Below are 25896 nucleotides of genomic sequence, written 5' to 3'. Positions count from 1 at the left end.
TCATCGTGGGTTGACACTGAGTTTGCACAGAAGAGCCAGGGGGGCTGTCATCGTGGGGTGTCTCGATACCCGTCGTGGGCCGGGCACGCGGTGACCGCGCTGCGCACCGGTGCCGGTGCCACTTCGAAGCGTGGGGTGCCCGTGTCTGCCGAACCAGCCGTCCGAACCGCCCGGCCCGGGCGAACCGCCCGGGGCCCGCGGCTGGTGGGCGCGCTGCGGGAGGCCGCCCCCGCCCTGCTCGCCTTCACCGCCGTCCGGGTCCTCGGCGTCCTGCTCCTCGTGGTCTGGGGCTCCCGCCGCGGCACCCCGGGGCTGACCCGGCTCGGCACTCTGTGGGACGCGTTCTGGTACCAGGGGATCGCGGTGCACGGCTACGCCGGCACCGCGCCGGTGCCCGGCCCGCACGGGCTCTACGAGCCGTACGCGTTCTTCCCGGCCTACCCCGCCCTGATCGGGGCGGTGCACACCGTGCTGCCGGTGCCCGTCCACACCGCGGCCCTGCTGGTCGCGTGGACGGCCTCGCTGGCCGCGGCATGGGGGATCTTCGCCGTCGGCGCGCACCTCTACGGCCACCGGGTCGGCGTGGTCGCGGCCGTGCTGTGGGGCGTCACCCCGTACGCGGTGGTGGAGAGCGCCGCGTACTCGGAGCAGCTGTTCACCGCCTTCGCCGCCTGGACCTGCTACGCCGCCCTCACCCGGCGCTGGGTGTGGGCCGGTGTGCTGTGCCTGGCCGCCGGGCTGACCCGCCCGACCGGCATCGCCCTGGCGGGCGCGGTCTGCACGGCGGCGCTGTGGGAGCTCGTCCGCCGGCGCGGGGGCTGGCACACGGCGCTCGGCATGGTGATCGCGCCGCTCGGCTTCCTCGGCTTCCTCGCCTGGGTGGGCGTGGTGAAGGGCCGGTGGGACGGCTACTTCCGGGTGCAGGACGCCTGGCAGTCCCACTTCGACTTCGGACGCAGCACCTACCAGTCCCTGCGCGACCTGCTCACCCAGGCAGACCAGGTCTGGCTGACCCAGGTCGTGGTGGCCGCCGTGCTCGCCGGATCGGTCGTGCTGCTCGTGGTCTCGGTGCTCCAGCGGCAGCCGCTGGTGCTCGTCCTGTTCAGCGCCGCGATGCTCGTCCTCGCGCTCGGCGACGCCGCGTACTTCAACTCGCGGGCCCGCTTCCTGCTGCCCGCCTTCGGACTGCTGCTGCCGGTGGCCAACGGCCTGGTCCGGGTGCGCAGCCGCAGCTCGCTGGTCCTGTTGCTGGCCTCCGCGGCCCTGCTCTCGGCGGCGTACGGCGGCTACGTGGTCTTCGTCTACCCGGACGCGCCCTAGGCGTCGCCTTCGCCGGGCACGCGGAAGGTGCCTCGGGCCCCGGGGAGCTGCGGTTCCGGCGACCCGGGCCGGAGTGTCGGCGGCGGGTCATACACTCGGAATGCCATGACTAGCCTCTTTGACGACCTCCCGCTCCCCGGTTTCGAGAACCCCTCGTTCGGGTCGAGCCCCGCCCACGACGAGCCGCCGCTGGACGAGGAGCCCCCGTACGAGGAGGCCATCCCCGACGGCCTGTTCGAGACCGACCCCGCCGCCCAGGACGAGCGCGACGCGTACTACCGCAACGGCCACGCCCGCCCGGTGATCGACCCCGAGCAGCTGCTCGCCGGCATGAACGACCCGCAGCGCGAGGCCGTCCTGCACCACGGCTCGCCGCTGCTGATCGTCGCCGGCGCCGGCTCCGGCAAGACCCGGGTGCTCACCCACCGGATCGCGCACCTGCTCGGCGCCCGCGGCGTGCAGCCCGGCGAGATCCTGGCGATCACCTTCACCAACAAGGCCGCCGGCGAGATGCGCGAGCGCGTCGAGGAACTGGTCGGCCCGCGCGCCCGGGCCATGTGGGTCTCCACCTTCCACAGCGCCTGCGTGCGCATCCTGCGCCGCGAGTCGAAGCTGCTCGGCTTCACCTCGTCGTTCTCGATCTACGACTCGGCCGACTCGCAGCGGCTGATGTCCCTGGTCTGCCGGGACCTCGACCTCGACCCGAAGCAGTTCCCGCCGAAGTCCTTCACCGCCAAGGTCAGCAACCTCAAGAACGAGCTGATCGACGAGGAGACCTACGCCGACCGGGCCGCCAACCCGATGGAGAAGAAGCTGGCCGAGGCGTACACCCTCTACCAGCGGCGCCTGCGCGAGGCCAACGCGCTGGACTTCGACGACATCATCATGACCACGGTCAACCTGCTGCAGGCCTTCCCCGACGTCGCCGAGCACTACCGCCGGCGCTTCCGGCACATCCTGGTCGACGAGTACCAGGACACCAACCACGCCCAGTACACGCTGGTGCGCGAGCTCTCCGGCGGCGCCCTCTCCGACGCGCCCAAGCTCACCGCGGACGGCGACTTCGTCAACCCGACCGCGGCCCGGCTCGCCCAGATCTCCCCGGCCGAGCTCTGCGTGGTCGGCGACGCCGACCAGTCGATCTACGCCTTCCGCGGCGCGACGATCCGCAACATCCTCCAGTTCGAGGAGGACTACCCGAACGCCACGACGATCCTGCTGGAGCAGAACTACCGCTCCACGCAGACCATCCTCACCGCCGCCAACGCCGTCATCGAGCGCAACACCAACCGCCGCAAGAAGAACCTGTGGACGGCCGGCGACCAGGGCGAGCGGGTGGTCGGCTACGTCGCCGACGACGAGCACGGCGAGGCCCAGTTCATCGCCGACGAGATCGACCGCCTCACCGACAGGGACGAGGCCCGCCCCGGCGACGTCGCGATCTTCTACCGCACCAACGCGCAGTCCCGCGTCTTCGAAGAGGTCTTCATCCGGGTCGGCCTGCCGTACAAGGTCGTCGGCGGCGTCCGCTTCTACGAGCGCAAGGAGGTCCGGGACATCCTGGCCTACCTGCGCGTCCTCTCCAACCCCGAGGACACCGTCCCGCTGCGCCGGATCCTCAACGTGCCCAAGCGCGGCATCGGCGAGCGTGCCGAGGCGATGGTCGACGCGCTCGCCGCCCGCGAGCGGATCAGCTTCGCCCAGGCGCTGCAGCGGGTCGACGAGGCGTACGGGATGGCCGCGCGCTCGGCCAACGCGGTGAAGAAGTTCAACGCGATGATGGCGGGCCTGCGCCAGGTCGTGGAGTCCGGCGCCGGCCCCGCCGCCGTGCTGGAGGCGGTGCTGGAGGAGTCCGGCTACCTCGCCGAACTGCAGGCCTCCACCGACCCGCAGGACGAGACCCGGATCGAGAACCTCCAGGAGCTGGCCTCCGTCGCCCTGGAGTACGAGCAGGACCCGGGCGAGCGCCCGGAGGGCGAGGACGCCGAGGGCACCCCGCCGGTCGGCTCGCTCGCCGACTTCCTGGAGCGCGTCGCGCTGGTCGCCGACTCCGACCAGATCCCGGACGACGAGGAGGGCCAGGGCGTCATCACGATGATGACCCTGCACACCGCCAAGGGCCTGGAGTTCCCGGTGGTCTTCCTCACCGGCATGGAGGACGGGATCTTCCCGCACATGCGGGCCCTCAACCAGGTCAAGGAGCTGGAGGAGGAGCGCCGGCTGGCCTACGTCGGCCTGACCCGCGCCCGCCGGAGGCTCTACCTGACCCGCTCGGTGCTCCGCAGCGCCTGGGGCCAGCCCGCGTACAACCCGGCCTCCCGCTTCCTGGAGGAGATCCCGGACACCCTCGTCGACTGGAAGCGCACCGGTGCGGCGGCCGTGCCCGCGGCCCGCGGCTTCTCGCCCTCGTCCTCCGGAGGGTCCCGCTCGTACGGCTCGTCCGGCTCGTCCGGCGGTTCGGCCCGCTCGACGACGACGGCGCCGCAGCCGGGCTGGGCGAAGTCCGCACGGAAGGTGACCGAGCGCGAGGTGGTCGCGCTGGCCGTCGGCGACCGGGTCAGCCACGACTCCTTCGGCCTCGGGACCGTCGTCGCCACCCAGGGCGTCGGCGACAAGGCGCAGGCGACGATCGACTTCGGCAGCACCGGCCGCAAGCAGCTGCTGCTGCGCTACGCACCGGTCGAGAAGCTCTGACGGCCGGCCCGCGCCGAGCGCCCCGGGACCTCGCCCCGGGCGCTCAGCGCGGGTCGACCCCGTGGGCGAGCAGCCACGGCACCGGGTCGACCGGCGCCCGGCCACCGGGCCGCACCTCGAAGTGGAGGTGCGGCCCGGTGGCGTTCCCGGTCGACCCCGCCCAGCCGATCACCTCGCCGGCCCGGATGGGCCCGCCGGGCAGCCGGTAGCCGCGCAGGTGGCCGTACCAGGTCTCGGTGCCGTCCGCCGCGGTGACGACCGCCAGGTACCCGTAGGCGGCGCTCCAGCCGGTGGTGACCGTGCCGTCGGTCGCGGCGCGGACGGGCGTGCCGGCCGGCACCGGGAAGTCGATGCCGGTGTGCCGGGCCGCCCAGTGCGGACCGGCCTGGCCGAAGCCCGCGCTCAGCCCAGCCCGCTCGACCGGCAGCACGTACGGCGGCCGCGGCGCGGTGTCCTGGTCCTCGGGGCCGCCCGGCTGCGGCGGCTGCTGCGGTCGGGGGCGGCTGCGGGCGGCGAGCGCCGCTCGGGCCAGTTCGCGGTCGGCCCGGTCGGGGCCGGGCCGCTCCCCGGCGGGGCTGCGCGAGGGGAACGAGGGACCGGACGGCGCCGGGCCGGGCGGCCGGGTGCGGTCGGCGTGCACGGTCGCGGCCGCGACCCCGAAGACCCCGAGGGTGGCCGCGGACGGCAGGGCGACGGTGAGCACCGCCCGCCGGGTGGTGCTCGGCCGCGGACCGCGGTGCTGGCCGCGGGCCCGCTCGGCGCCGCCGGCCGGGCCGGGCAGCGGCCGGTGGATCGGGATACGGATCGGGATGCGGACGGGGGAGCGTCTGACCGTCATCGCTCCGCCTCCTCGGAATCGGGAGTGACCGGGAGAAAACAGTCGAGACTGTAGACCTTGATCACGATCCGGGAGGAAGTGCGCATCTCAGCACGCGTGGCGCTCCGTCAGGGGCCCTGCGGCCCAGGTCTCCAGGGCGGTCCGGACGGCGGCGACCGCCCGCGGGTGGGCCGGCAGCCCGACGTGGCCCGTGCCCGGCACGGCCACGTCGGTGACGGCCAGGTCGGGGTGGTCCAGCCGGGCTCCCCGGCGGGGCAGCACCACCTCGTCCAGCTCGGCGCGGACGGTCGTGAAGCGGCTGGTGCAGCGTGGGGCGGGCAGCCGCAGTTCGGCCAGCAGGTCGCTGCCGGGGCGCAGCTGACGGGTGATCGGGAAGGGGTTCGGCAGCAGCGCAGCCGTCGTCCCCTCGTGCGGGGTGGCCAGGGTGACCACCTCGGGTACGAGTTCGTGCCCGCCGAGGCGCTGCACGTAGTAGCGGGCGATCAGGCCGCCCAGGCTGTGGCCGACCAGGGCGACCGGACGGCCGCCGTGCGCCTGCACCGCCCACTCGACGTGCCGGGCGAGCAGCACCGCGGCGGCCCGCACGTCGCGGGTCAGCGGCGAGTGGTTGAGGGCGTGCAGGTGCGTCCAGCCGTGCCGGTGCAGCTCACGGCGGAGCGGGCCGAACACGGCCCGGTTGTCGACGAATCCGTGCAGCAGCAGCACGGGGTCGTGCCGGGGCGGCGCGGTGGGCGGCACCGGGCGGTCGGGGCACGGGCGGGGCCGTCGCTCCGGCGGGATTCCGGTGGGGTAGCGGACCAGGTGGTGCGCGAGCGCGGCGGCTTCCGCGCCCGCGCCGCGGACGGTGGCGGCCGTCCGCTGGAACGGGATCGTCATGCGGCTCTCCCCGGCAGGACGGCGCGGGGCCCCTGCGGCGGCCGACGCAGGGGAGACGGAAGAGCTGGTACCAGGGGTGGCTGACGGGCAGCCCTGTGATTTTCCCCGCCCGCCCGCAACCGAAAACCGCCCGCGGGTGCACACCGCGTTACGCTGCCCCCGAGGCCCGTCGGAGGCCGTTCGCACCGCGCCCGCGTCCGGGCGGGACCGCCAGGCCGCGGACGGCGAGTCCAGGAGGCAGTGATGGGTGTGTCGGGGCCGATCCGCGTGGTGGTCGCCAAGCCGGGGCTGGACGGCCACGACCGGGGCGCGAAGGTGATCGCACGCGCGCTGCGCGACGCCGGCATGGAGGTCGTCTACACCGGCCTGCACCAGACGCCGGAGCAGATCGTCGACACCGCGATCCAGGAGGACGCCGACGGCATCGGGCTGTCCATCCTCTCCGGCGCCCACCTGACGCTCTGCGCCCGCGTGCTGGAACTGCTGCGGGAACGCGGGGCCGAGGACATCACGGTCTTCTGCGGCGGGATCGTCCCCGACGGGGACATCGCCCGGCTCAAGGAGCTCGGTGTCGCGGACGTCTTCACCCCCGGCACCCCGACCGGGACGGTGGTCGACTGGGTCCGGGACAACCTCCGCCCCGCCGGCTGACCGCCCGCACGGCGCCCCGCGCCCGTCGCGCGCCCGCACGGCACGGAGCCGGCGGGCCGGGCGCGGCGGATCAGGGGGCGAGCTCGGCGAACATGGCCGCCCGCAGCCGGAGCGTCTCGGCGAGCCGGGTGAAGGTGTCGGACCAGGCCGTGTCGGGCGCGGCGTCGGCGGCGAGCGCCTCCACCGCGGGGGCGGCCTCCGGGGCGAGCGCCCGCTCCGTCATGCCGAGCACCCCGCTGTGGCTCCACGGGTAGGCGCCCGAGCCCGCCGCGCGCTCCAGCGCGGCGACGACCGCGGTGGAGAGCGGCGGCGTCCACGGGGTGGCGCAGGCGCCGAGCAGCTGGAAGGCGTCGCCGAGGCCGTGGACCCGGACGAACGCGGCCGTCCAGGCGGCCCGCTCCACCGGCGGCAGGACGGCCAGCAGCTTCGCCGGGGCACCCGCCGCCCGCTCGGCCGCGCCCGGCCGGGGTGCCGGACCGAGCAGCGCACGGGCCCACGCCTCGTCGTGCTGCCGGACGGCGGCGCGCGCCCACGCCTCCCGCAGGTCCGCCGACCAGTCGGTGCCGTCCGCCTCGCCGCCCTCCCTCGCCGGCAGCTGCAGCAGCTGCCGGGGCGTCAGGCCGGTGGCCTCCGTCCACAGCGCGAGCGGGGCGGCGGCCACGATCTCGCCCAGCCACCAGGAGCGCTGTCCGCGGCCGGTGGGCGACTTGAGCGGGACGCCGTCGCGCTGCATCGCGGCGTCGCACTCGGCGGGCGGGGTGACGGCGAGCAGGCCGTCGAGCGGGTGCACGCAGGCGCGGGCGCGCTCGGCCATCCGGGCGGCGAGGGCCGAGCCGGGCAGGGTGGAGAGCAGCTCGGCGGCGGTGGTGCGGACGTTCTTGCTGCGATCGCCGAGGGCGGCCTCCAGGAACTCCTCGTCCGCGGTGGACAGCCCGTCCTGCAGGGCGTCGAGGAACAGCAGGCGGTCCTCGGCCCGCTCGGTGCCCCAGGTGGAGCGCAGCAGGGCGAGGCCGGCCGCGGGTTCGCGGCGGCGCAGCCGGGTGAGGTGGGTGACCCGCTCGGCGAACAGGCCCTCCTGCCAGATCTGCTCACCGGCCGCCGGATCGAGCCGGGCGTCGGCGGCACCCGTCGTGCAGGGTGCGCCCGCGGTGCGGCCGACGAAGCGCCAGTCCGGGTTCCGGTCGGCCAGCCAGCGGCCGAGCGGGCCGGCCAGCGCCACCACGTCGGGGCGCAGCTCGCTGCGGGCGCGGGCGGTGTCCAGCAGGGCGGGCAGGTGCGCCGGCGGCAGCCGGTAGCCGTGCGCCCGGGCGGTGGCCAGCCACTGGGGAAGCAGCTCGGTCAGGTTGGCGAGGCTGGTGTCCGGGCCGCGGCCGCCGAGCAGGAAGCCCAGCCGGCGGGCGGCGGGCTCCGGCAGCTCCGGCCGAAGGTCCTCCTCGGCCGGGGCCGGCAGCGCCGGGGCGGGCAGCGGGCGGGCGCCGGCGCGGCGCCGCACGGTGGCGAGCGCGGCCAGGTCGAGCAGGGCCGTCGCCGGGTCGGTGCGGTCGACGGCACCGGCCACGGCGGCGGACGCGGCCGTGCCGCCCGGGCCGGGCAGCGGCCGGCGGTCGGTGCCGAGCAGCGCGGTGGTCCGCAGCTCGGACCAGCTGTCGCGGGTGGCGGTGGTCGGTGCCGTCACGGTCGGCCTCCCGTCGGACGGTTCTGGTGGGGGTGGCGGTCGGCGCCGGCCCGGGGCGCGGTCACCGGTCGAGGCCGATCGCGCGGCCGTCCGCGGACCAGGCGGTGACCGGGGCGTACCCGGCGTGCCCGTACTCGCCGAACAGCGTGACCGGGTGGCCCGCCGAGAGGGCGGCGAGCCGCCACAGCGCCTGCTCGGGCGTGGCGCCGCGCTTGAGCGGGACGGCGCTGCGGCCGTCCGTCAGCTGCCAGCCGTCGGGGCCGAGGACGGGCACCACCTCGGCCAGCACGGCGGGCCAGGCGTCCAGCCACGGGTCGTCGGCGACGGCCTCGCCGTAACCGGCGACCGCCTCGGCGGGGGAGACCCCGGCGGGCGGCCCGGCCGGGGCGGCCTCGGGCTCGCCGTAGCGGGTGCCGAGCACGGCCCGCAGCGGGCGGGCGCCGGGGTGGAAGGCCAGCTCGGCCTCCAGCACCCGCCCGGTCGGCAGGGCGGTCTCGGGGGCCCGGCCGGGGCTGCCGAAGGAGAGCAGCAGGGCCGGGCGGCCGGTCTTGGCGCCGCGCAGCCAGATCCGGCGCGTGGTCAGCCGGTCGTCGGCGGTGTCGCGGCTGCCGAGGACGTGCCAGCGGTCGCGGACCGTCGGGCCGGCCAGCACCTCGTCCGCGCCGGTGCTGAAACCGACCCGGGTGCGGACGGTCGCGGCGAGCGGCGCCGGGAGGTCGTCGACCCGGCCGTAGGCGCCCGCCAGCAGGTGCAGCAGGGCGTACTCCTCCAGCAGGGCGTCCGGCGGGGTGTGCGCGAGCTCGCGGGCGCGGGCGGCCAGGCCGGGCGCCTGCGCGTCGACCATCCGGGCCGCGACCTCCTCCCAGCCGCCGGGGGCGGTGCGGTCGGCGAGACCGCGGCGGACGCCGTCGGCGAGCCGCAGCCGGAGCTCCTGCGCGCCGGCGGCGACCCGGGCGGCGCGCTGCCCGGCCCGCCGGAGGGCCGCCGGGTCGTCCTTGGCGGCCTCCCTGCGCTCCTGCTGCCGGACGGCCTTCTGCCCGGCGGCGTCCCGGCGCTTGCCCAGCCACTCGGCGACCCACTCGGGCTGCGCCGCCGCCTCCGCGACCGCGGGGGAGCCGGCGCTCCACAGCAGCAGCAGGCCGAGCACGTGCTTGCACGGGAACTTCCGGCTGGGGCAGGTGCACGTGTACGCCGGCCCGGAGAGGTCGACGCAGGGGAAGTACGGGGTCTTCCCGCTGCCCTTGCACGAGCCCCACACCGCGCCGTCGCCCCAGCCCGCGTCCGACCAGGGCGCGGGCGCGGACAGCTTGCCGGCCGCCTTCAGCGACGCCTGGTCCGGCGCGAGCGACAGGACGTGTTCGTTGCTCCAGCGTTCCTCCATGCCGACGACGCTAGGACGGGCCACTGACAGTCGAGCCGGTCGAACTGACGGCCGGTCATCGCGGCGTCCCGGCTTGTCAGTGGGCTCGTGCATGGTGGTTCCAGCAAGCCGGAAGGGCGTGCGAGGGGCCCGCCCCGGCCCTGCCGCACCGCGTCCTGACGGCCCGTCCGCAGCCGTCCCGCACCCGCCCTGCACCTGCTCCGCAACCGCTCCGTAACCGCTCCGCACCGCCCGCACCCCTGCCACAGCCATGCCCGGCGGCCGTACCCAGGAGATGTCGATGACCACCGAGACGACCACCCGTACGAGTGAAGTCCTCCGCCTCCACGCCGAGGACGCCTTCGCCGCCGAACTCGCCGCGCTCGCCGCCGCCGACGACCGCCCCCGCCCGGCCCGCTGGCGGCTCTCGCCCTGGGCCGTCGCCACCTACCTGCTCGGCGGCACGCTGCCCGACGGCACCGTGGTCACCCCCAAGTACATCGGCCCGCGCCGGGTGGTCGAGGTCGCCGTCACCACGCTGGCCACCGACCGCGCCCTGCTGCTGCTCGGCGTGCCCGGCACCGCCAAGACCTGGGTCTCCGAGCACCTCGCCGCCGCCGTCAGCGGCGACTCGACCCTGCTCGTCCAGGGCACCGCCGGCACCCCCGAGGAGGCCGTCCGCTACGGCTGGAACTACGCCCGGCTGCTCACCGAGGGCCCCAGCCGGCAGGCCCTGGTGCCCTCCCCGGTGATGCGCGCGATGGCCGACGGCAAGATCGTCCGTGTCGAGGAGCTCACCCGCATCCCGGCCGACGTCCAGGACGGCCTGATCACCGTCCTCTCCGAGAAGACGCTGCCCGTCCCGGAGCTCGGCGACGAGACCCAGGCCGTCCGCGGCTTCAACCTGATCGCCACCGCCAACGACCGCGACCGCGGCGTCAACGAGCTCTCCTCCGCGCTGCGCCGCCGGTTCAACACCGTCGTGCTGCCGCTGCCCGCCACCCTCGACGAGGAGGTCGACATCGTCGGCCGCCGGGTCAACCAGCTCGGCCGCTCCCTCGACCTGCCCGAGCTGCCCACCGGTGCCGAGGAGATCCGCCGCGTCGTCACCGTCTTCCGCGAGCTGCGCTCCGGCGTCACCGCCGACGGCCGCACCAAGGTCAAGACGCCCAGCGGCACCCTCTCCACCGCCGAGGCGATCTCGGTGCTCACCAACGGACTCGCCCTCGCCGCCCACTTCGGCGACGGCATGCTCCGCGCCGGCGACGTCACCGCCGGCATCGTCGGCGCCGTCGTCCGCGACCCCGTCGCCGACCGCACGGTCTGGCACGAGTACGTCGAGGGCGTGCTCCGCGAGCGGGACGGCTGGAAGGACTTCTACCGCGCCGCCCGCGAGCACGCGCACTGACCCGGCCGCCGACGCCAGCCCACCGAGAGAACCGTCCGAGAGCGAGGTCCACGACCATGAGCGCAGAGGTCACCCTGCTCGGCGTCCGCCACCACGGGCCCGGCTCCGCCCGCGCGGTGGCCGCCGCGCTGGAGCAGCTGAAGCCCGACGCGGTGCTGATCGAGGGCCCGCCGGAGGCCGACGCGATCGCGGCGCTCGCCGCGGACGAGGAGATGCGGCCGCCGGTCGCCCTGCTCGCCCACGTCGTCGACGACCCGGCCCGGGCCGCCTTCTGGCCGTTCGCGGTGTTCTCCCCCGAGTGGGTGGCGCTGCGGTACGCCGCCGACCACGACGTGCCGGTCCGCTTCGTCGACCTGCCCGCGGCGCACACCTTCGCGCTCGCCGAAGCCCCGTCGGGCGTGCCGGGGGGCACGTCCGGCGAGGCGGCGGAGGCGGAGGACGGCATCGGCGACCCGATCGCCGCCCTCGCCGAGGCCGCCGGCCACGACGACCCCGAGCGCTGGTGGGAGGACGTCGTCGAGCACCGCGCACCCGACGGCGACGCCCTCGCCCCCTTCGCCGCGGTCGCCGAGGCCATGACCGCACTGCGCGGGACCGCCCCGGCCGGGCCGCGCGCCCGCCGCGACGACCTCCGCGAGGCGTACATGCGCCAGCGGATCCGCGCCGCCCGCCGGGCCGGCCACGAGCGGATCGCGGTGGTCTGCGGCGCCTGGCACGTCCCCGCCCTGCAGACCATGCCCACCGTCGCCCACGACCGCGCGCTGCTCTCCGGCCTGCCCAAGGTCAGGACGGAGATCACCTGGGTGCCCTGGACGCACCGCCGGCTCGCCCAGCACACCGGCTACGGCGCCGGCATCGACTCGCCCGGCTGGTACCACCACCTCTTCACCAGCCCCGACCGGCCGGTCACCCGCTGGATCGCCGGCATCGCCGACCTGCTCCGCGCCGAGGACCACCCGGTCTCCTCCGCGCACGTCATCGAGGCCGTCCGGCTCGCCGAGACGCTCGCCGTGCTCCGCGGGCGCCCGCTCGCCGGCCTCGGCGAGACCCTCGACGCCGTCCGCTCGGTGATGTGCGACGGCTCTGACGTCACCCTCGCCCTCGTCCACGACCGGCTGGTGGTCGGCGACGCCCTCGGCGAGGTCCCGGACGGCGCCCCCGCCGTCCCGCTCCAGCGCGACCTCGCCCGCCTGCAGCGCAGCCTGCGCCTCAAGCCGGAGGCCGCCGAACGCGAACTCGTCCTCGACCTGCGCAAGGACCTCGACGCCCACCGCTCCCGCCTGCTGCACCGGCTGCGGCTGCTCGGCATCGACTGGGGCCTGCCCGCCCGCTCCGCCGTCACCTCCACCGGCACCTTCCGGGAGACCTGGCGGCTGCACTGGGAGCCCGAGTACGCCGTCCGCGTCGTCGAGGCCGCGCACTGGGGCACCACCGTCGAGGACGCCGCCTGCGGCAGGGCGGCCCGGCAGGCCGCCGACGCCACCGACCTCGCCGACCTCACCGCCCTCGTCGAACAGTGCCTGCTCGGCGGCCTCACCGGCGCCCTGCCCGCCGTCATGCGGGCGCTCGCCGACCGGGCCGCCCTGGACACCGACGTGGCCCACCTCGCCGCCGCGCTGCCCGCCCTCGTCCGCGCCCTGCGCTACGGCGACGTCCGCGGCACGGACGCCACGGCCCTCGACGGCGTCGCCCGCGGCCTCGCCGAGCGGATCGGCGTCGGCCTGCCGCCCGCCTGCACCGGTATCGACGCGGACGGTGCCGCCGCGATGCGCGCCCACCTCGACGCCGTGCACACCGCCGTCGGCCTGCTGCCGCCCGCCCCCGGTGACGGCCCGGGCGACCACCCCGCCGAGCGGTGGGCCGCCGCCCTCCACTCGCTCGCCGCCCGCGAGCCCTCCGCCGGGCCCGCCACCGGCGTCCCCGGGTTGCTGCGCGGCCGCGCCGTCCGGCTGCTCCTCGACGAGGGCCGGCTCGACTCCGCGGAGGCCGGCCGCCGGATGGGCCTGGTGCTCTCCCCGGCCGGTGCCCCCGCCGACGCGGCCGGCTGGATCGAGGGCTTCCTGGCCGGCGGCGGCGCCCTGCTGCTGCACGACACCGCCCTGCTCGGGCTCCTCGACGACTGGCTCACCGGCGTCCCCGGCGACACCCTGATCGACCTGCTGCCGGTGCTGCGCCGCACCTTCTCCGGCCTGGAGGCGGGCGTGCGCCGCACCATCGGCGAGCGCGCCGCCGCCGGCCCGCTCGGCACCGGCGCGGTCGCGGCGGCCGCCCCGCCCGAGGAGCTCGACGAGCAGCGCGCGGACGCGGTCCTGCCCGTCCTCGCCCTCCTGCTCGGACTGCCCGAGCCCGCGGCGGCCCCGCTGCTGCCCCGGATCCCGCACCAGCCCACCGGCCGCAACACCTGACCGCCGCACCGGCCGACCGGCCCGGCACCCGACGCCGTGACCGGCCGCGGGCCCGGTGCGACGGCCGCCGGGATGTCAGTCCCGACTGGTTGCATGGCTGGTGAGACGGCGTCACCGCACCGCCCTCGGCGGCCCGGCCGGCCGCCCCGCCCCGGCCCGGCCGTCCGTACCCGTACCCGTACCCGTACCCGTACCCAGAGGAGCACCGCATGACCGTCACCCACGCTCCGTCGGACCAGGCCGCCGAGCGGCTGCGCCGCTGGCGGCTGGTGCTCGGCGGCGAGGCCGACGGCACCGGCCACCGCCCGTCCGGGCGGGACGCCGCGATGGACGGCGCGCTCGCCGCGCTCTACCGCGGGGCGGACGCCGAGGGCGGCCGCGGCGCGGCCCGCAGCGCCGGCCTCGGCGGTTCGGCGCCGCAGGTGGCCCGCTGGCTCGGCGACATCCGCGAGTACTTCCCGACCACGGTCGTCCAGCTGATGCAGCAGGACGCGATCTCCCGGCTGGGCCTGGACCGGCTGCTGCTGGAGCCGGAGATGCTGGAGGCGGTCGAGCCGGACGTCCACCTGGTCGGCACCCTGCTCTCGCTCAAGAACGCCCTGCCGGAGACCACCCGGGAGACGGCCCGCGCCGTGGTCGGCAAGGTGGTGGCCGACCTGGAGCGCCGCCTCGCCGACCGCACCCGGGCGACCCTCGGCGGCGCGCTCGACCGCTCCGCCCGGGTGAACCGCCCCCGGCACCGGGACATCGACTGGGACCGCACCATCCGCGCCAACCTCAAGAACTACCTCCCCGGGGCCGGCCCGGATGGCAGGGGCACCGTCGTCCCGGAGCGGCTGATCGGCTACGCCCGGGCGCAGCGCGCGGTGAAGAAGGACGTCGTGCTCTGCATCGACCAGTCCGGCTCGATGGCGGCCTCGGTGGTGCACTCGGCGGTGTTCGGCGCGGTGCTGGCCTCGATGCGCAGCCTGGACACCCGGCTGGTCGTCTTCGACACCTCGGTGGTCGACCTGACCGAGCAGCTGAACGACCCGGTCGACGTCCTGTTCGCCACCCGGCTCGGCGGCGGCACCGACATCAACCGCGCCCTCGCCTACTGCCAGTCGAGGATCACCCGGCCGTCCGAGACGATCGTGGTGCTGATCAGCGACCTGTACGAGGGCGGCATCCGCAACGAGATGCTCAAGCGGGTCGCCGCGATGAAGGCGGCCGGGGTGCAGTTCATCGCCCTGCTCGCGCTCTCCGACGAGGGCGCCCCCGCCTACGACCGGGCGCACGCCGCGGCCCTGGCGGAGCTCGGCGCCCCGGCCTTCGCCTGCACGCCGGACGTCTTCCCGGAGATCATGGCCGCGGCGATCGAGAAGCGCCCGCTGCCGGTCCCGGACAACGGCTGAGCCGCCTCACCCGTTCGGGTGCGGCATGTCCGCATCTCACGGCATCGGCATTGTCGATGAGAGACCGGCCTCCGGCCTGCCGGGTGCACCCGTTGTGACGGTTCTCACCAAGCCCGACCCCGCCACGGGCGAAACACGCCCGTCGTACGGGGATAACCTGCCACACGGACGTGACGCGCGTGTTGATTGACGGTGCGCCCGGCGCTGTACGGACCGCAAGGCCGTAGCTCTGCGTACCCGCGCAGCCCCGACGACCCGCAGCGAAGATCCTGCCGTGGCACGCTCGAAGAGACACAATCCGCGACCACGAACAAGGACAAACACGTGGACCTGTTCGAGTACCAGGCGAGGGACCTCTTCGCCAAGCACGGTGTGCCCGTGCTTGACGGCGATGTCATCGAGAACGCCGCAGACGCTGCCGCCATCGCGGAGCGCTTCGGCGGCCGCGCCGTCGTCAAGGCTCAGGTGAAGGTCGGCGGCCGAGGCAAGGCCGGTGGCGTCAAGCTCGCCTCCGACCCGGCGGACGCCGTCGCCAAGTCCGAGGCCATCCTCGGCATGGACATCAAGGGCCACACCGTCCACAAGGTGATGCTGGCCCAGACCGCGGACATCAAGGACGAGTACTACGTCTCGTTCCTGCTGGACCGCACGAACCGCACCTTCCTGGCGATGGCCAGCGTCGAGGGCGGTGTCGAGATCGAGGTCGTGGCGGAGGAGAACCCCGACGCGCTCGCGAAGATCCCGGTCGACGCCAACGAGGGCTGCACCCCGGAGAAGGCCGCCGAGATCGTCGCCGCGGCGAAGTTCCCGGCCGAGGTCGCCGACCAGGTCGCCGAGGTCCTGCAGCAGCTGTGGAAGGTCTTCATCGCCGAGGACGCGCTCCTCGTCGAGGTCAACCCGCTGATCAAGTCGGGCGAGGGCAAGATCATCGCCCTTGACGGCAAGGTCTCGCTGGACGAGAACGCCGACTTCCGCCAGCCGGAGCACGAGGCGCTCGAGGACAAGGCCGCCGCGAACCCGCTGGAGGCCGCGGCCAAGGCCAAGGGCCTGAACTACGTCAAGCTCGACGGCCAGGTCGGCATCATCGGCAACGGCGCGGGCCTCGTCATGAGCACCCTCGACGTGGTCGCCTACGCCGGTGAGAACCACGGCGGCGTGAAGCCCGCCAACTTCCTCGACATCGGCGGCGGCGCCTCCGCCGAGGTCATGGCGAACGGCCTGGAGATCATCCTGGGCGACACCGACGTCAAGTCGGTCTTCGTCAACGTCTTCGGCGGCATCACCGCGTGCGACGCGGTCGCCAACGGCATCGTGCAGGCCCTGGCCCTCCTCGAGGAGAAGGGCGAGGCGGTCACCAAGCCCCTCGTCGTCCGTCTGGACGGCAACAACGCCGAGCTGGGTCGCAAGATCCTGACCGACGCCAACCACCCGCTCGTTCAGCAGGTGGACACCATGGACGGTGCGGCCGACCGCGCCGCCGAGCTGGCCAACGCCAAGTAAGGAAGGGGACTTTCACATGGCTATCTTCCTTACCAAGGACAGCAAGGTCATCGTCCAGGGCATGACCGGCTCCGAGGGCATGAAGCACACCCGCCGCATGCTCGCCTCCGGCACCCAGATCGTCGGCGGTGTGAACCCGCGCAAGGCCGGCACCACGGTCGACGTCGACGGCACCGAGGTGCCCGTCTTCGGCTCCGTCGCCGAGGCCATGGAGAAGACCGGTGCCGACGTCACCGTCATCTTCGTGCCGCCGAAGTTCACCAAGGACGCCGTCGTCGAGGCGATCGACGCCGAGATCGGCCTCGCGGTCGTCATCACCGAGGGCGTGCCGGTCCACGACTCGGCCGCCTTCTGGGCGTACGCCGGTGCCAAGGGCGGCAAGACCCAGATCATCGGCCCGAACTGCCCCGGCCTGATCTCCCCCGGACAGTCGAACGCGGGCATCATCCCCGCCGACATCACCGGCCCGGGCAAGATCGGCCTGGTCTCCAAGTCCGGCACCCTGACCTACCAGCTCATGTACGAGCTGCGTGACCTGGGCTTCTCCTCGGCCGTGGGCATCGGTGGCGACCCCGTCATCGGCACCACCCACATCGACGCCCTCAAGGCGTTCCAGGAGGACCCGGAGACCGAGGTCATCGTGATGATCGGCGAGATCGGCGGCGACGCCGAGGAGCGGGCCGCGGCCTTCATCGCCGAGCACGTCACCAAGCCGGTCGTCGGCTACGTCGCGGGCTTCACCGCGCCCGAGGGCAAGACCATGGGCCACGCCGGCGCCATCGTCTCCGGCTCCTCCGGCACCGCCCAGGCGAAGAAGGAGGCCCTCGAGGCCGCCGGCGTCAAGGTCGGCAAGACGCCGTCCGAGACCGCCCGCCTGGCTCGCGAGCTCTACGCGACCGTCAAGTAAGGCCCGGCGGGCCCCAGGGCCGACGCCACGTACGAGGGCGCCGCGGACAAATCGTCCGCGGCGCCCTCGCCGTTTCCGGCAGTCCTCCCCGGCTCGGCGGGGCACGGGTCAGGGGAGCAGCCGGGGCACCTCCGTCGGGGCGAGGGTCGGGCAGGGCCAGAGCGGTGCGCAGGGCACCGAGAGCGGCAGCGCGTCCGAGGGGCGGCCCAGCGCCACGGGGCCGGTGACCGGCTGCCCGTCGTGCGGGGCCGCGCCCTCGGTCACCGTCCCGCCGCCGCCGGCGCCGTCCGTGCCGACCGTGCCGTCCGTGCCGACCGTGCCGTCCGTGCCCTCCTGCGGGGCCCCGGTGGGCGTGCCCGCGTCCGGGGCGTCCGTGCCGCCGTCCGCCGGTCCGGCCGGGACGGTGACCGGCCGCGGGGCGGTCGGACTGCACCAGGGGCTCCGGAGCCCCGGCTCCCGTCCCGGCGCGGCCGGGCCCGCGCTGCCGGTACCGGCGGAGGAGCACACCTCCGGCGGCGGGGAGACGTCCGTCTGCGGCGCCGCCGCGGGACGGGCGGGGCGCGCCGTGTCGTCCGGCCCGCCGACGACCAGGGTGACGACCATCGCGCCGGCCGTGCCGAGCACCAGCAGCCCCGCGGCAGCGGTCACCGCGTGCTCCCGACGGCGGCCGCCGGTGGCCAACCGGCCCGCAGAAGGGACCCGCGGGGACGGGCAGGCCCGCACCGCCGCCTCGAACAGCAGCGCACCGAGCGCTTCACCGAAGCCCGGCGCCGACGGGTCGGCACCCACCACCTCCGGCACCGACCGGGCCAGCTCCTCGCGTGCCGCCAGGACCCGTCCCCGGGCCGCCGCCGTACTGGACTCGACCTCCTCCGCCACCGCTTCCACCGGCAGCCCCACCGCGTCGTGCAGCACCACCGCCCGGCGCTGCGGCCGGGTCAGCCGGTGCATCGCGGTGAGCAGCGCCCGGTCCCGGGCGGTCGGACGGCTCTCGTCGGTCCGGCGGCGGCGCTCGCCCTTCACCTTGATCGTCCGGTGCGGCAGGAGGTGCCCGCCCGCGCGCCGCGGACCGCCCCGCCGCCACGGCGAGAGCGCCGACTCGAAGGCCGCCGCCCGGACCCAGCCCTCCGGGTCCGGCAGCTCGGCCACCTCGGCCCACCGCAGCGCCGCCGCGCCCAGGGCGATCCGCACGCTGCGGGCCGCCCGGTGCGGCGACCCGGCGACCAGATAGGTCTGCTGCACCAACCGGGTGTGCACGGCCGTACTGAACGCGGCGAACTCCGGCCGTCGCCGCGGCGGACGGGGGGACGCCGCGGCCGGCCGCTCCCGCACCGCCCGCGGGGCCTGCTCCTCGTCCCGGGCCTGCTGCGGGGACGCCCCCGCTGGCTGCGTCGGTGCCGTCTCGGTCGCGGCTGCGCCGGGCACCGGACCGGCGTCGGGCTCCGGTCCGACGGTCCCGGCGGGTTCGGCCTCCCCGGCCTCCCCGGTTGGCGCGGGCGGACCGGGCGGACCGGGCGGACCGGTCTGTGCGGCGGGCCCGGCCGTCCCCAGCAGGGCGGCCAGCCGGACGGCCTCGTCGCGCGTGCCCACGCCGAGCTTGCGCATCGCCCGGTCGAGGTGGTTGCGGACGGTCGTGGGCGCGATGCCGAGCGCGGCGGCGACCGCCCGGTCGTCCTCCCCCGCGGCGACCCGCGCGACCACCTGCGCCTCACGGGGGGTGAGCCGCCGCAGCAGCCGGGCGGCGTCCTTCCGGGCCCGCGCGGACGGTGCCGTGGCGGAGGTCCGGGCAGCAGCGGTGGGGCCGGTGGGGTCGTCCCCGGCCCGGTCGGCCTTCGAAGGTGCGGTCACCGCGGCTCCCCGCGGCGGCTGCAGAGTCGAAAAAGGCACATAAGCAAATAATCCGGGACACGGCGAAGGTTTGCCGCTTCACGGGGCGCAACGGGTGATCTTGGGAGCATGTGGCCCATGACGCAGTTGATGGGCCGTCCGATCCTGGGCCTGCCCGACGATCTGGGCTCCCGCTCCCCGTTCGCCGACCTGCTCGTCGGCGCCCGAACGGCCCTCCTCGCGCTCTCCGTGATCGCCGTCCCCGTCCTCGGCCTGTGGGTGCTCACCCCGTACGGCGACGTCACCGCGCGCGGCGCCCTCCGGCTCGCCTGCGCCCTCTGGCTGCTGGGCCACGGTGCGCCGCTCACCCGCGGTCCGGGCGGTGCACCCTTCACCCTCACCCCGCTGCTGCTCACCGCCGTCAGCGTCGGCCTGCTCCGCCGCGCGGGCGCGCGGGCCGGGGCACGCACCCCGTACGGGGCCGGGGCCTGGCGGGCCACCCTGCCCCTGGGCGCCGGATACCTCGGGGTGGCCGCCCTGGCCGTCGCCGAGTGCAGCGGCGGCGACGCCGTCCTCACGGCCGACCCGGTCGCCGACCTCCCGGTCGTCGCGGCCGTCACCGCCGCCGGCCTCGCCTGGGGATTCTGCGCCGGCCACGGCATCCCGCGGCCGGCCCTGCCGGCCTTCCTCCCGGCGGCCCTGACCGCACGGCTCCGCTCCTGGGCGGCGTCCGAGTGGGCGCCGCCGGAGGACGCCGGCACCGGTCTGCGCCGCACCGCCGGCGGCTGGCTGCTCGGCCTGCTCGCCGCCGGAGGCCTCCTGCTCACGGGGGCGGTCGCCGTCGGCACCGCGGGCCGCTCCGCCGCCGGCCTGGCGGACGGTCCCGCAGGTGTCCTCGGGCTCCTCCTCGCCTGCACGCTGCTGCTGCCGAACGCCGTGCTGTGGGCCGCCGCCTACGCACTGGGGCCCGGCTTCGCCGCCGGCACCGGGACGGCCGTCTCACCGGTGGCCACCCACGTGGGCGCGCTGCCCGACTTCCCGCTCTTCGCCCTCGTCCCGACCGGCAGCCCCGGAGCCGCCGGGCAGGCCGTCCTCGCGGTCCTGCCCCTGCTCACGGGCGCCGTGCCGGCCCTGATCCTGGGCCGCACCGCCGCCGGCCGCGGCACCGACCGCGCCTGGCACCCGGCCGGTACCGCGCTGGTCGCGTTCGCCGCCGTGCTCACGGTCTCCGCCGTCTCCGCCGCGGCCGCCTGGCTCTCGGGCGGCGCCCTCGCCGCCGGACGGATGTCCGCCCTCGGCCCCGTCCCCTGGCAGGCCGCCCTCACCGCGGCCGGCTGGTCCGCCGCGGTCGTCCCGCCGGGGGCCCTGCTCGCCCGCTGGCTGCTCACCCGCACGGACGACCCGGCCGGTGCCCGCCTCGCCGCCCGGTCCGCCGCAGCCCGCTGCCCGCGCCTGCGCCGCACCCTCCACCAGGCCGTCACCCGCCTCGCCGACCTCCACCCCTCACCCCGGGCCTGAACTCGGGGGCACGTGGGGACGCCTCCCGGCCGAAGGCCGGGGGAGAACTGCGCAGCACGAGACCGGCCCACCGCACAGCTGGGGCCGACCCGGCACCGGGCCGCGAGCCCCCGCCGTCAGCGGTTGCCGGGATTGGTGAGCTGGGTGATCACGTCCGGGGCGAGGTTGTCGCAGCTCTGCGCCGCCTCGTTGGTCAGGGCGTCGTTCACGCAGGTCACGTAGTCGTGGTAGTAGAGCTGGAAGCCGAACACGGACAGCGTGAAGATCAGCGCGACGCCGCCCGTGAGCAGCCCGCCGAGGGCGGCCGGCACCTGCGGCCGCGTGGGCTGGGGCTGCGGCTGCGCCCAGCCGGCGACGCGGGCGGTGCCGAGGGCGTGCGGGTTCACGTTCCCCGCGCCGTGCGGGGCGGGGGCGGCGGCCGCGGCCGGACGTTCGGCCCGCAGCGCGCTGATGCCCCAGTACAGCGCGAGTGCGCCGAGCAGCAGCGCGAGGGACCGCATGCCGGTGATCGCGCAGAACAGGCCGGCCATGCCGGCGCTCAGCGCGTACCGGGCACGCCGCTGCACCGGGTCGGTCGGGTCGAAGCGGGGCTGCTGCGGCTCGGACCATCCGCCGCGGTAGCCGGGGCTCCAGGGGTGCGGCGGCGGCACCCGGTCGTCGTCCCGGTCGTCCTCCTCCGGGCGCTCCGCCGAGGGCCGCTGCGGGGCGCGCGGCTGCCACGGACGGTCGGGGGCATCCGCCGGCGGCGGCGCGAACGGGTTGCGCTCGCCGGTGTCGTCTCCGCTGCTCATGGTGTCGGCCATTCCTTCTCGTCCGGGTCGACGGACCGTTCCGGAGCGGTCCGCGCCTCCAATGATCCCGCAGGGCGGTACGGGCTCGGCGGCGCCCTGCCGGGTCGGCCTCCGGACCGCACCGGGCCCCCCGCCCGGCCCGCCGCGGAGCCGTCACCGGGCACCCCGCCCGACCACCCGCAGCCCCACCGCGTCGCCGCCGGCCCGGCCCCCGCCAGGGCGTCCGGCCGTGGCCTCGACCCCGGTCCGGGCGTCCGGCCCGGTCCGTCCGCGGCGACGCAGCCCTCCTACCCGCTCGCCGGCCGCCCACCCGTGTGCGGCCCCGGTCCCGCACGGCGAGATCCGTGTCTCAACTACGCGCGTAGCGTGGCCTGCTGGTGACAGAACGCCTTCGACCAGCCGTTATCGTGGTGACGGTCAGCAGTCCACAGCGGTGCCCCGGGCCCCCGCAGCGCAGCGGAGTCCCCCCGTCGGCACCGTCCGGCTCGACCTGCCGCCGCCCGTAGTGGCCCCACCGACGGTGGACGTACCAGCGGGCGACACGACGTACGGAGATTCGCGCAGTGGCCGCCGCTTCCGCCCAAGTCTTTCCGCCGCGCACGCCCGGACCGGCCCGTCTGGTGGTCCTGGTCTCCGGCTCCGGCACCAATCTCCAGGCGCTGATCGACGCGGTGCAGGACCCGGCCTACGGCGCGGAGATCCTGGCCGTCGGGGCGGACCGCACCGACATCGCGGGGCTGAAGCGGGCCGAGGCCGCCGGCATCCCGACCTTCGTCCACCGGATCGCCGACCACCCCGACCGGGCCGCCTGGGACGCCGCGCTGACCGCCTCGGTCGCCGGGTACGAGCCGGACCTGGTGGTGACCGCGGGCTTCATGAAGATCCTCGGTCCGGAGTTCATCGGCGCCTTCGCCGGCCGGATCGTCAACACCCACCCCGCCCTGCTGCCGGCCTTCCCCGGCGCGCACGGCGTGCCGGACGCCCTCGCCTACGGCGTGAAGGTCACCGGCTGCACCGTCCACCTGGTCGACGCCGGCGTGGACACCGGGCCGATCATCGCGCAGGGCGTCGTGGAGGTCCTCGACGCCGACCACGCCGATGGCGGCGAAGCGCTGCACGAGCGCATCAAGACTGTCGAGCGCACGCTGCTCGTCGAGGTCGTGGGCCGGCTGGCCCGCGAAGGCCACCGCATCGAAGACCGAAAGGTATGGATTCCGGCATGAGCGCCGCCCACAGCACGCCCCCCGTCTCCGAGGACGTACGCCCGATCCGCCGTGCGCTGATCAGCGTCTACGACAAGACCGGACTGGAGGAGCTGGCCCAGGGGCTGCACGCCGCCGGGGTCGCCATCGTGTCCACCGGTTCCACCGCGGGCCGGATCGCCGCCGCGGGCGTCCCGGTCACCGAGGTCTCCGAGCTGACCGGCTTCCCCGAGTGCCTGGACGGCCGGGTCAAGACCCTGCACCCGCGGGTGCACGCCGGCGTCCTCGCCGACCTCCGCCTGGAGTCGCACCGCGCCCAGCTCGCCGAGCTGGGCGTCGAGCCGTTCGACCTGGTCGTGGTGAACCTGTACCCGTTCACCGCCACCGTCGCCTCCGGCGCCACCCCGGACGAGTGCGTCGAGCAGATCGACATCGGCGGCCCGTCGATGGTCCGCGCCGCGGCGAAGAACCACCCCTCGGTCGCCGTGGTCGTCGACCCGGCCCGCTACGACGACGTGCTCTCCGCGGTGAAGGGCGGCGGCTTCGACCTGCTGACCCGCAAGCGCCTGGCGGCCGCCGCCTTCGCGCACACCGCCGCCTACGACGTGGCCGTGGCCTCCTGGTTCGGGGAGTCGGGCTACACGGAGTCGGAGGAGTCCTTCCCGGCCTTCCTCGGCGCCACCTGGGAGCGCCAGAACGTCCTGCGCTACGGCGAGAACCCGCACCAGCAGGCCGCGCTCTACACCGACGGCACCGGCGGCCTGGCGGGCGCCGAGCAGCTGCACGGCAAGGAGATGTCCTACAACAACTACATGGACACCGACGCCGCGCGCCGCGCCGCGTACGACCACGCCGAGCCGGCCGTCGCGATCATCAAGCACGCCAACCCGTGCGGCATCGCGGTCGGCGCGGACGTCGCCGAGGCCCACCGCAGGGCGCACGAGTGCGACCCGGTCTCCGCGTACGGCGGCGTCATCGCGGTCAACCGCCCGGTGAGCGTCGAGCTGGCCGAGCAGATCGCCCCGATCTTCACCGAGGTCGTCGTCGCCCCCGGCTACGAGGACGGCGCCCTGGAGGTGCTGACCAAGAAGAAGAACCTGCGCGTTCTGCGCGCCCCCGGGGCGCCCGCCGACGCGCTGGAGGTCCGCCGGATCAGCGGCGGCGCGCTGCTGCAGCAGGTCGACCGGGTGGACGCGGCCGGCGACGACCCGTCGACCTGGACGCTGGCGACCGGCGAGGCGCTCTCCGCGCCGGAGCTCGCCGAGCTCGCCTTCGCCTGGCGGGCCTGCCGGGCCGTCAAGTCCAACGCCATCCTGCTCGCCAAGGGCGGCGCCTCGGTCGGCGTCGGCATGGGCCAGGTCAACCGGGTGGACTCCTGCAAGCTCGCGGTCGAGCGGGCCGGCGAGCGCGCGCAGGGCTCCTACGCCGCCTCGGACGCCTTCTTCCCGTTCGCGGACGGCCTGGAGATCCTGGTCGCCGCCGGCGTGAAGGCCGTCGTGCAGCCCGGCGGTTCGATCCGCGACGAGGAGGTCGTCGCGGCCGCCGCGAAGGCCGGCGTGACGATGTACCTCACCGGCACCCGCCACTTCTTCCACTGAGCCCGGACGTCCCCCGGACGCCGTGACGCCGAAGGCCCCCGCACTCCGAGGAGTGCGGGGGCCTTCGGGCTCGCCGGACGGATCAGGCGGCCTTGACGACCACGGTGCTCATGATCTTGTCGGCGAAGGTCTGCTTCTTGGCGTCCCACAGCGGCCACAGGTAGCCGACGCAGCAGAAGCCGTCGACGACGTGGCAGATCTGCCGGACGAAGGCCATGCCGAAGCCCATGGGCTGGCCGTCGGCCTCGCGGACCAGGCGGATGTTGACGGCGCGCTGGCCGAGGCTCTGGCCCTTCACACCCTGCAGGTAGGCGAGCAGCAGCAGGGCGCCGACGTACAGCAGGGCGCCGAGGCCGAGCAGCAGGCCGCCGCCGCCGCCCGAGGACGTGGTGGTCGTGGCGGCGACGTACTCACCGGTGACCGGGTCGATGTGGCCGGCACCGATCGAGTTGACCGTGTCGCTGATCATCTTGAAGTAGCCGATGTTCAGCAGGACGGTCGGGATCAGGAAGATCGTGAAGGCGTCGATGATGCGCGCGACCACGCGCGAACCCCAGCCCGCGTAGAACTGCTGCACCTGGGCCGCGTTTCCGTACGGACCCGGCTGCGGCGGGATGCCGTAGCCGCCGGGGGCGCCGTAGCCGGGGGCCGGCGGCGGGGCCTGCTGCGGGTAGCCGTAGCCCGGCGCGGGCGGCGGGGCCTGCTGCGGGTAGCCGTAGCCCGGGGCCGGCGGCTGCTGGCTGTACGGGTTGTTCGGGTCGGGCGGGTAGCTCATCGAATGCCTCCGGGCAGGAAGGAGTGTGGACGGAACTGCAGGAAAACCCTGGGGACGGACGGGCAGTTGAGGCACCGACCGGGTGGGACACTAGCGGAAGGCCCTGACATCGCGGGGTCAATAACCGCAGGGTCCGGCGGACTTCAGGGACGCGAGATGCCGAGGCGGTTCAGCTGCCACGTCCAGGCCAGCAGTAAGGCGGCGCCGATCACCGCGTTGCGCCGCTTGTCCGGCAGCTCCCACCACCAGCGGCCCGGGCCGAGCGGTGCGAGCAGCAGGGCGACCGCAGCCACCGCGGTGACCGGGTTGGCGGCCAGGGCGGCGCCGAAGTGGCCGTGGCCCGCCTCGATGAAGACCGTGGTGCTGCCGCAGCCCGGGCAGGGGATGCCGGTGAAGCGGCGCAGCAGGCAGAGCACGCCGGGGTCGTGGGAGTCGTGCAGCTGGGCCACCGCGACGGCGGCGACCGCGCCGCCCGCGCCGCGCAGCAGCACGCGCATCAGCGCGCCGGACAGCGTGTCGGCGGTGCTCCGCCAACGGCCGGCCAGCGCACCCGCGAACGAGGGCGCCGGGACGGTCACGGCTTGACGCTGAAGTAGAAGACCACGATCGCGATGGAGATCAGCACCGAGAGCACGTTCAGCACGATGCCGCCGATCGCCGCGTTGCGGCCCACCCCGGTCTGGTTCGACTTGTTCAGGCCGGCGATGCCGACGCCCAGCCCGATCAGACCGAGGAAACCGCCGTAGAAGCAGGACGTCAGGATGCCGATGAAGCCCAGCACCACGGACGCGGTGGCCGGCGAGTTCGCCTGGACCACCACCGGGCCGGCGGGCGGGTACGGCTGGGGCTGCTGCTGCGGGTACCCGTAGCCGGGCTGCGGCTGGGGCTGCGGCTGCGGGTACTGCGGTGCGCCGTACCCGGGTGTGCCGTAGGGCGGCTGCTGCGGCTGGCCGTAGCCGCCGTAAGGATCCGGCTGGTACGGATTGCTCACTGTGGTCTTCCCCCGACGATCGTCCCCCGTGGTCCCCGACGGCCTGTCACCAGGACGCGGGCAGCAGAAATTGCTCGGGCCATCGTGGTCGTCACCACGGCGCGCTGTCCAGCCACGACCGCCCCGCGGACGCAACTGTGGCGCAACCGCAACCGGCCCGCGCGCT

20 protein-coding genes are annotated in these 25896 nt (G+C 75.5%); 11 read left to right on the top strand and 9 right to left on the bottom strand.

The window, feature by feature from the left end:
• Positions 1-141: 141 nt before the first annotated feature.
• Together IE98_RS0102595 and pcrA are read left to right on the top strand one after the other, a co-directional pair.
• The gene (locus IE98_RS0102595; RefSeq protein WP_030263317.1) at positions 142-1320 is read left to right on the top strand and encodes a glycosyltransferase family 39 protein; all 1179 of its coding nucleotides are present in this window, start codon (positions 142-144) and stop codon (positions 1318-1320) included.
• A gap of 105 nt (positions 1321-1425) precedes the next feature.
• A complete protein-coding gene (gene pcrA, locus IE98_RS0102590) occupies positions 1426-4014 on the top strand; it encodes a DNA helicase PcrA (RefSeq protein WP_030263314.1) in 2589 nt (862 codons plus the stop codon).
• A gap of 43 nt (positions 4015-4057) precedes the next feature.
• Here the strand turns inward: pcrA and IE98_RS0102585 are convergent, their stop codons facing one another.
• The gene (locus IE98_RS0102585) at positions 4058-4852 is read right to left on the bottom strand and encodes a M23 family metallopeptidase (protein WP_052390044.1); all 795 of its coding nucleotides are present in this window, start codon (positions 4850-4852) and stop codon (positions 4058-4060) included.
• Between the two features lie 87 nt (positions 4853-4939).
• Positions 4940-5728, bottom strand: coding sequence for an esterase/lipase family protein (locus IE98_RS0102575; RefSeq protein ID WP_043173294.1), 789 nt, complete (start codon positions 5726-5728; stop codon positions 4940-4942).
• A gap of 243 nt (positions 5729-5971) precedes the next feature.
• Between IE98_RS0102575 and IE98_RS0102570 the strand changes: the two genes are divergently transcribed.
• Positions 5972-6379, top strand: coding sequence for a cobalamin B12-binding domain-containing protein (locus tag IE98_RS0102570; protein ID WP_030263306.1), 408 nt, complete (start codon positions 5972-5974; stop codon positions 6377-6379).
• Positions 6380-6449: 70 nt separating this feature from the next.
• Here the strand turns inward: IE98_RS0102570 and IE98_RS0102565 are convergent, their stop codons facing one another.
• Positions 6450-8054 carry a DUF5691 domain-containing protein gene (locus IE98_RS0102565; RefSeq protein WP_030263303.1) on the bottom strand — a complete coding sequence of 535 codons (1605 nt, stop codon included), beginning with the start codon at positions 8052-8054 and terminating at the stop codon, positions 6450-6452.
• 61 nt (positions 8055-8115) lie between these two features.
• A complete protein-coding gene (locus tag IE98_RS0102560; protein WP_030263300.1) occupies positions 8116-9435 on the bottom strand; it encodes an SWIM zinc finger family protein in 1320 nt (439 codons plus the stop codon).
• A gap of 280 nt (positions 9436-9715) precedes the next feature.
• Between IE98_RS0102560 and IE98_RS0102555 the strand changes: the two genes are divergently transcribed.
• The 5 genes from IE98_RS0102555 to sucD all read left to right on the top strand — a co-directional run bounded on the left by IE98_RS0102555 (position 9716) and on the right by sucD (position 17028).
• Entirely contained in the window at positions 9716-10822 is a 1107-nt protein-coding gene (locus IE98_RS0102555) for an ATP-binding protein (protein WP_030263297.1), read from the top strand.
• A gap of 56 nt (positions 10823-10878) precedes the next feature.
• Positions 10879-13227 carry a DUF5682 family protein gene (locus tag IE98_RS0102550; protein ID WP_030263295.1) on the top strand — a complete coding sequence of 783 codons (2349 nt, stop codon included), beginning with the start codon at positions 10879-10881 and terminating at the stop codon, positions 13225-13227.
• A 209-nt stretch (positions 13228-13436) separates the two neighbouring features.
• Positions 13437-14621 (top strand): VWA domain-containing protein, encoded by a 1185-nt coding sequence (locus IE98_RS0102545; RefSeq protein ID WP_030263293.1) that lies wholly within the window; start codon positions 13437-13439, stop codon positions 14619-14621.
• A gap of 324 nt (positions 14622-14945) precedes the next feature.
• Complete coding sequence (sucC, locus tag IE98_RS0102540; protein WP_030263290.1) at positions 14946-16121, top strand: ADP-forming succinate--CoA ligase subunit beta; 1176 nt, start codon at positions 14946-14948, stop codon at positions 16119-16121.
• A 16-nt stretch (positions 16122-16137) separates the two neighbouring features.
• Positions 16138-17028, top strand: coding sequence for a succinate--CoA ligase subunit alpha (gene sucD, locus IE98_RS0102535; protein ID WP_030263288.1), 891 nt, complete (start codon positions 16138-16140; stop codon positions 17026-17028).
• Between the two features lie 108 nt (positions 17029-17136).
• On the opposite strand, the gene IE98_RS44175 is transcribed toward sucD, so the two are convergent.
• Complete coding sequence (locus tag IE98_RS44175; RefSeq protein ID WP_052390043.1) at positions 17137-18876, bottom strand: LuxR C-terminal-related transcriptional regulator; 1740 nt, start codon at positions 18874-18876, stop codon at positions 17137-17139.
• A gap of 117 nt (positions 18877-18993) precedes the next feature.
• Between IE98_RS44175 and IE98_RS0102525 the strand changes: the two genes are divergently transcribed.
• Positions 18994-20373 carry a DUF6350 family protein gene (locus tag IE98_RS0102525; protein WP_159400812.1) on the top strand — a complete coding sequence of 460 codons (1380 nt, stop codon included), beginning with the start codon at positions 18994-18996 and terminating at the stop codon, positions 20371-20373.
• Between the two features lie 116 nt (positions 20374-20489).
• Here the strand turns inward: IE98_RS0102525 and IE98_RS0102520 are convergent, their stop codons facing one another.
• Entirely contained in the window at positions 20490-21164 is a 675-nt protein-coding gene (locus IE98_RS0102520) for a hypothetical protein (RefSeq protein WP_234443380.1), read from the bottom strand.
• 563 nt (positions 21165-21727) lie between these two features.
• Here IE98_RS0102520 and purN point away from each other — a divergent pair.
• Together purN and purH are read left to right on the top strand one after the other, a co-directional pair.
• A complete protein-coding gene (gene purN, locus IE98_RS0102515) occupies positions 21728-22387 on the top strand; it encodes a phosphoribosylglycinamide formyltransferase (RefSeq protein WP_043173292.1) in 660 nt (219 codons plus the stop codon).
• Entirely contained in the window at positions 22384-23964 is a 1581-nt protein-coding gene (gene purH / locus IE98_RS0102510) for a bifunctional phosphoribosylaminoimidazolecarboxamide formyltransferase/IMP cyclohydrolase (RefSeq protein WP_030263279.1), read from the top strand. The genes purN and purH overlap by 4 nt, the downstream gene beginning before the upstream one ends.
• 82 nt (positions 23965-24046) lie before the next feature.
• On the opposite strand, the gene IE98_RS0102505 is transcribed toward purH, so the two are convergent.
• The 3 genes from IE98_RS0102505 to IE98_RS49970 all read right to left on the bottom strand — a co-directional run bounded on the left by IE98_RS0102505 (position 24047) and on the right by IE98_RS49970 (position 25730).
• The gene (locus tag IE98_RS0102505; protein WP_030263275.1) at positions 24047-24739 is read right to left on the bottom strand and encodes an RDD family protein; all 693 of its coding nucleotides are present in this window, start codon (positions 24737-24739) and stop codon (positions 24047-24049) included.
• Positions 24740-24882: 143 nt separating this feature from the next.
• On the bottom strand, positions 24883-25317 hold the full coding sequence (locus tag IE98_RS0102500) for a DUF2752 domain-containing protein (RefSeq protein WP_199922858.1): 435 nt from the start codon (positions 25315-25317) through the stop codon (positions 24883-24885).
• Positions 25314-25730, bottom strand: coding sequence for a hypothetical protein (locus tag IE98_RS49970; protein WP_030263271.1), 417 nt, complete (start codon positions 25728-25730; stop codon positions 25314-25316). Before IE98_RS49970 ends, IE98_RS0102500 begins: the two co-directional genes overlap by 4 nt.
• Between the last annotated feature and the right edge of the window lie 166 nt (positions 25731-25896).

Origin of the sequence: Streptomyces sp. NRRL B-24484, assembly GCF_000717715.1 — a bacterium.
In the GTDB taxonomy this organism is placed as follows: Bacteria; Actinomycetota; Actinomycetes; order Streptomycetales; family Streptomycetaceae; genus Kitasatospora.
This window is presented reverse-complemented; position numbering and strand designations above follow the sequence as displayed.

Coding starts and splice junctions, on each gene's coding strand:
- pcrA (WP_030263314.1), top strand. CDS start 1,426: ATGACTAGCCTCTTTGACGACCTCCCGCTCCCCGGTTTCGAGAACCCC.
- IE98_RS0102585 (WP_052390044.1), bottom strand. CDS start 4,852: ATGACGGTCAGACGCTCCCCCGTCCGCATCCCGATCCGTATCCCGATC.
- IE98_RS0102575 (WP_043173294.1), bottom strand. CDS start 5,728: ATGACGATCCCGTTCCAGCGGACGGCCGCCACCGTCCGCGGCGCGGGC.
- IE98_RS0102570 (WP_030263306.1), top strand. CDS start 5,972: ATGGGTGTGTCGGGGCCGATCCGCGTGGTGGTCGCCAAGCCGGGGCTG.
- IE98_RS0102560 (WP_030263300.1), bottom strand. CDS start 9,435: ATGGAGGAACGCTGGAGCAACGAACACGTCCTGTCGCTCGCGCCGGAC.
- IE98_RS0102555 (WP_030263297.1), top strand. CDS start 9,716: ATGACCACCGAGACGACCACCCGTACGAGTGAAGTCCTCCGCCTCCAC.
- IE98_RS0102550 (WP_030263295.1), top strand. CDS start 10,879: ATGAGCGCAGAGGTCACCCTGCTCGGCGTCCGCCACCACGGGCCCGGC.
- IE98_RS0102545 (WP_030263293.1), top strand. CDS start 13,437: ATGACCGTCACCCACGCTCCGTCGGACCAGGCCGCCGAGCGGCTGCGC.
- sucD (WP_030263288.1), top strand. CDS start 16,138: ATGGCTATCTTCCTTACCAAGGACAGCAAGGTCATCGTCCAGGGCATG.
- IE98_RS0102525 (WP_159400812.1), top strand. CDS start 18,994: ATGACGCAGTTGATGGGCCGTCCGATCCTGGGCCTGCCCGACGATCTG.
- IE98_RS0102520 (WP_234443380.1), bottom strand. CDS start 21,164: ATGAGCAGCGGAGACGACACCGGCGAGCGCAACCCGTTCGCGCCGCCG.
- purH (WP_030263279.1), top strand. CDS start 22,384: ATGAGCGCCGCCCACAGCACGCCCCCCGTCTCCGAGGACGTACGCCCG.
- IE98_RS0102505 (WP_030263275.1), bottom strand. CDS start 24,739: ATGAGCTACCCGCCCGACCCGAACAACCCGTACAGCCAGCAGCCGCCG.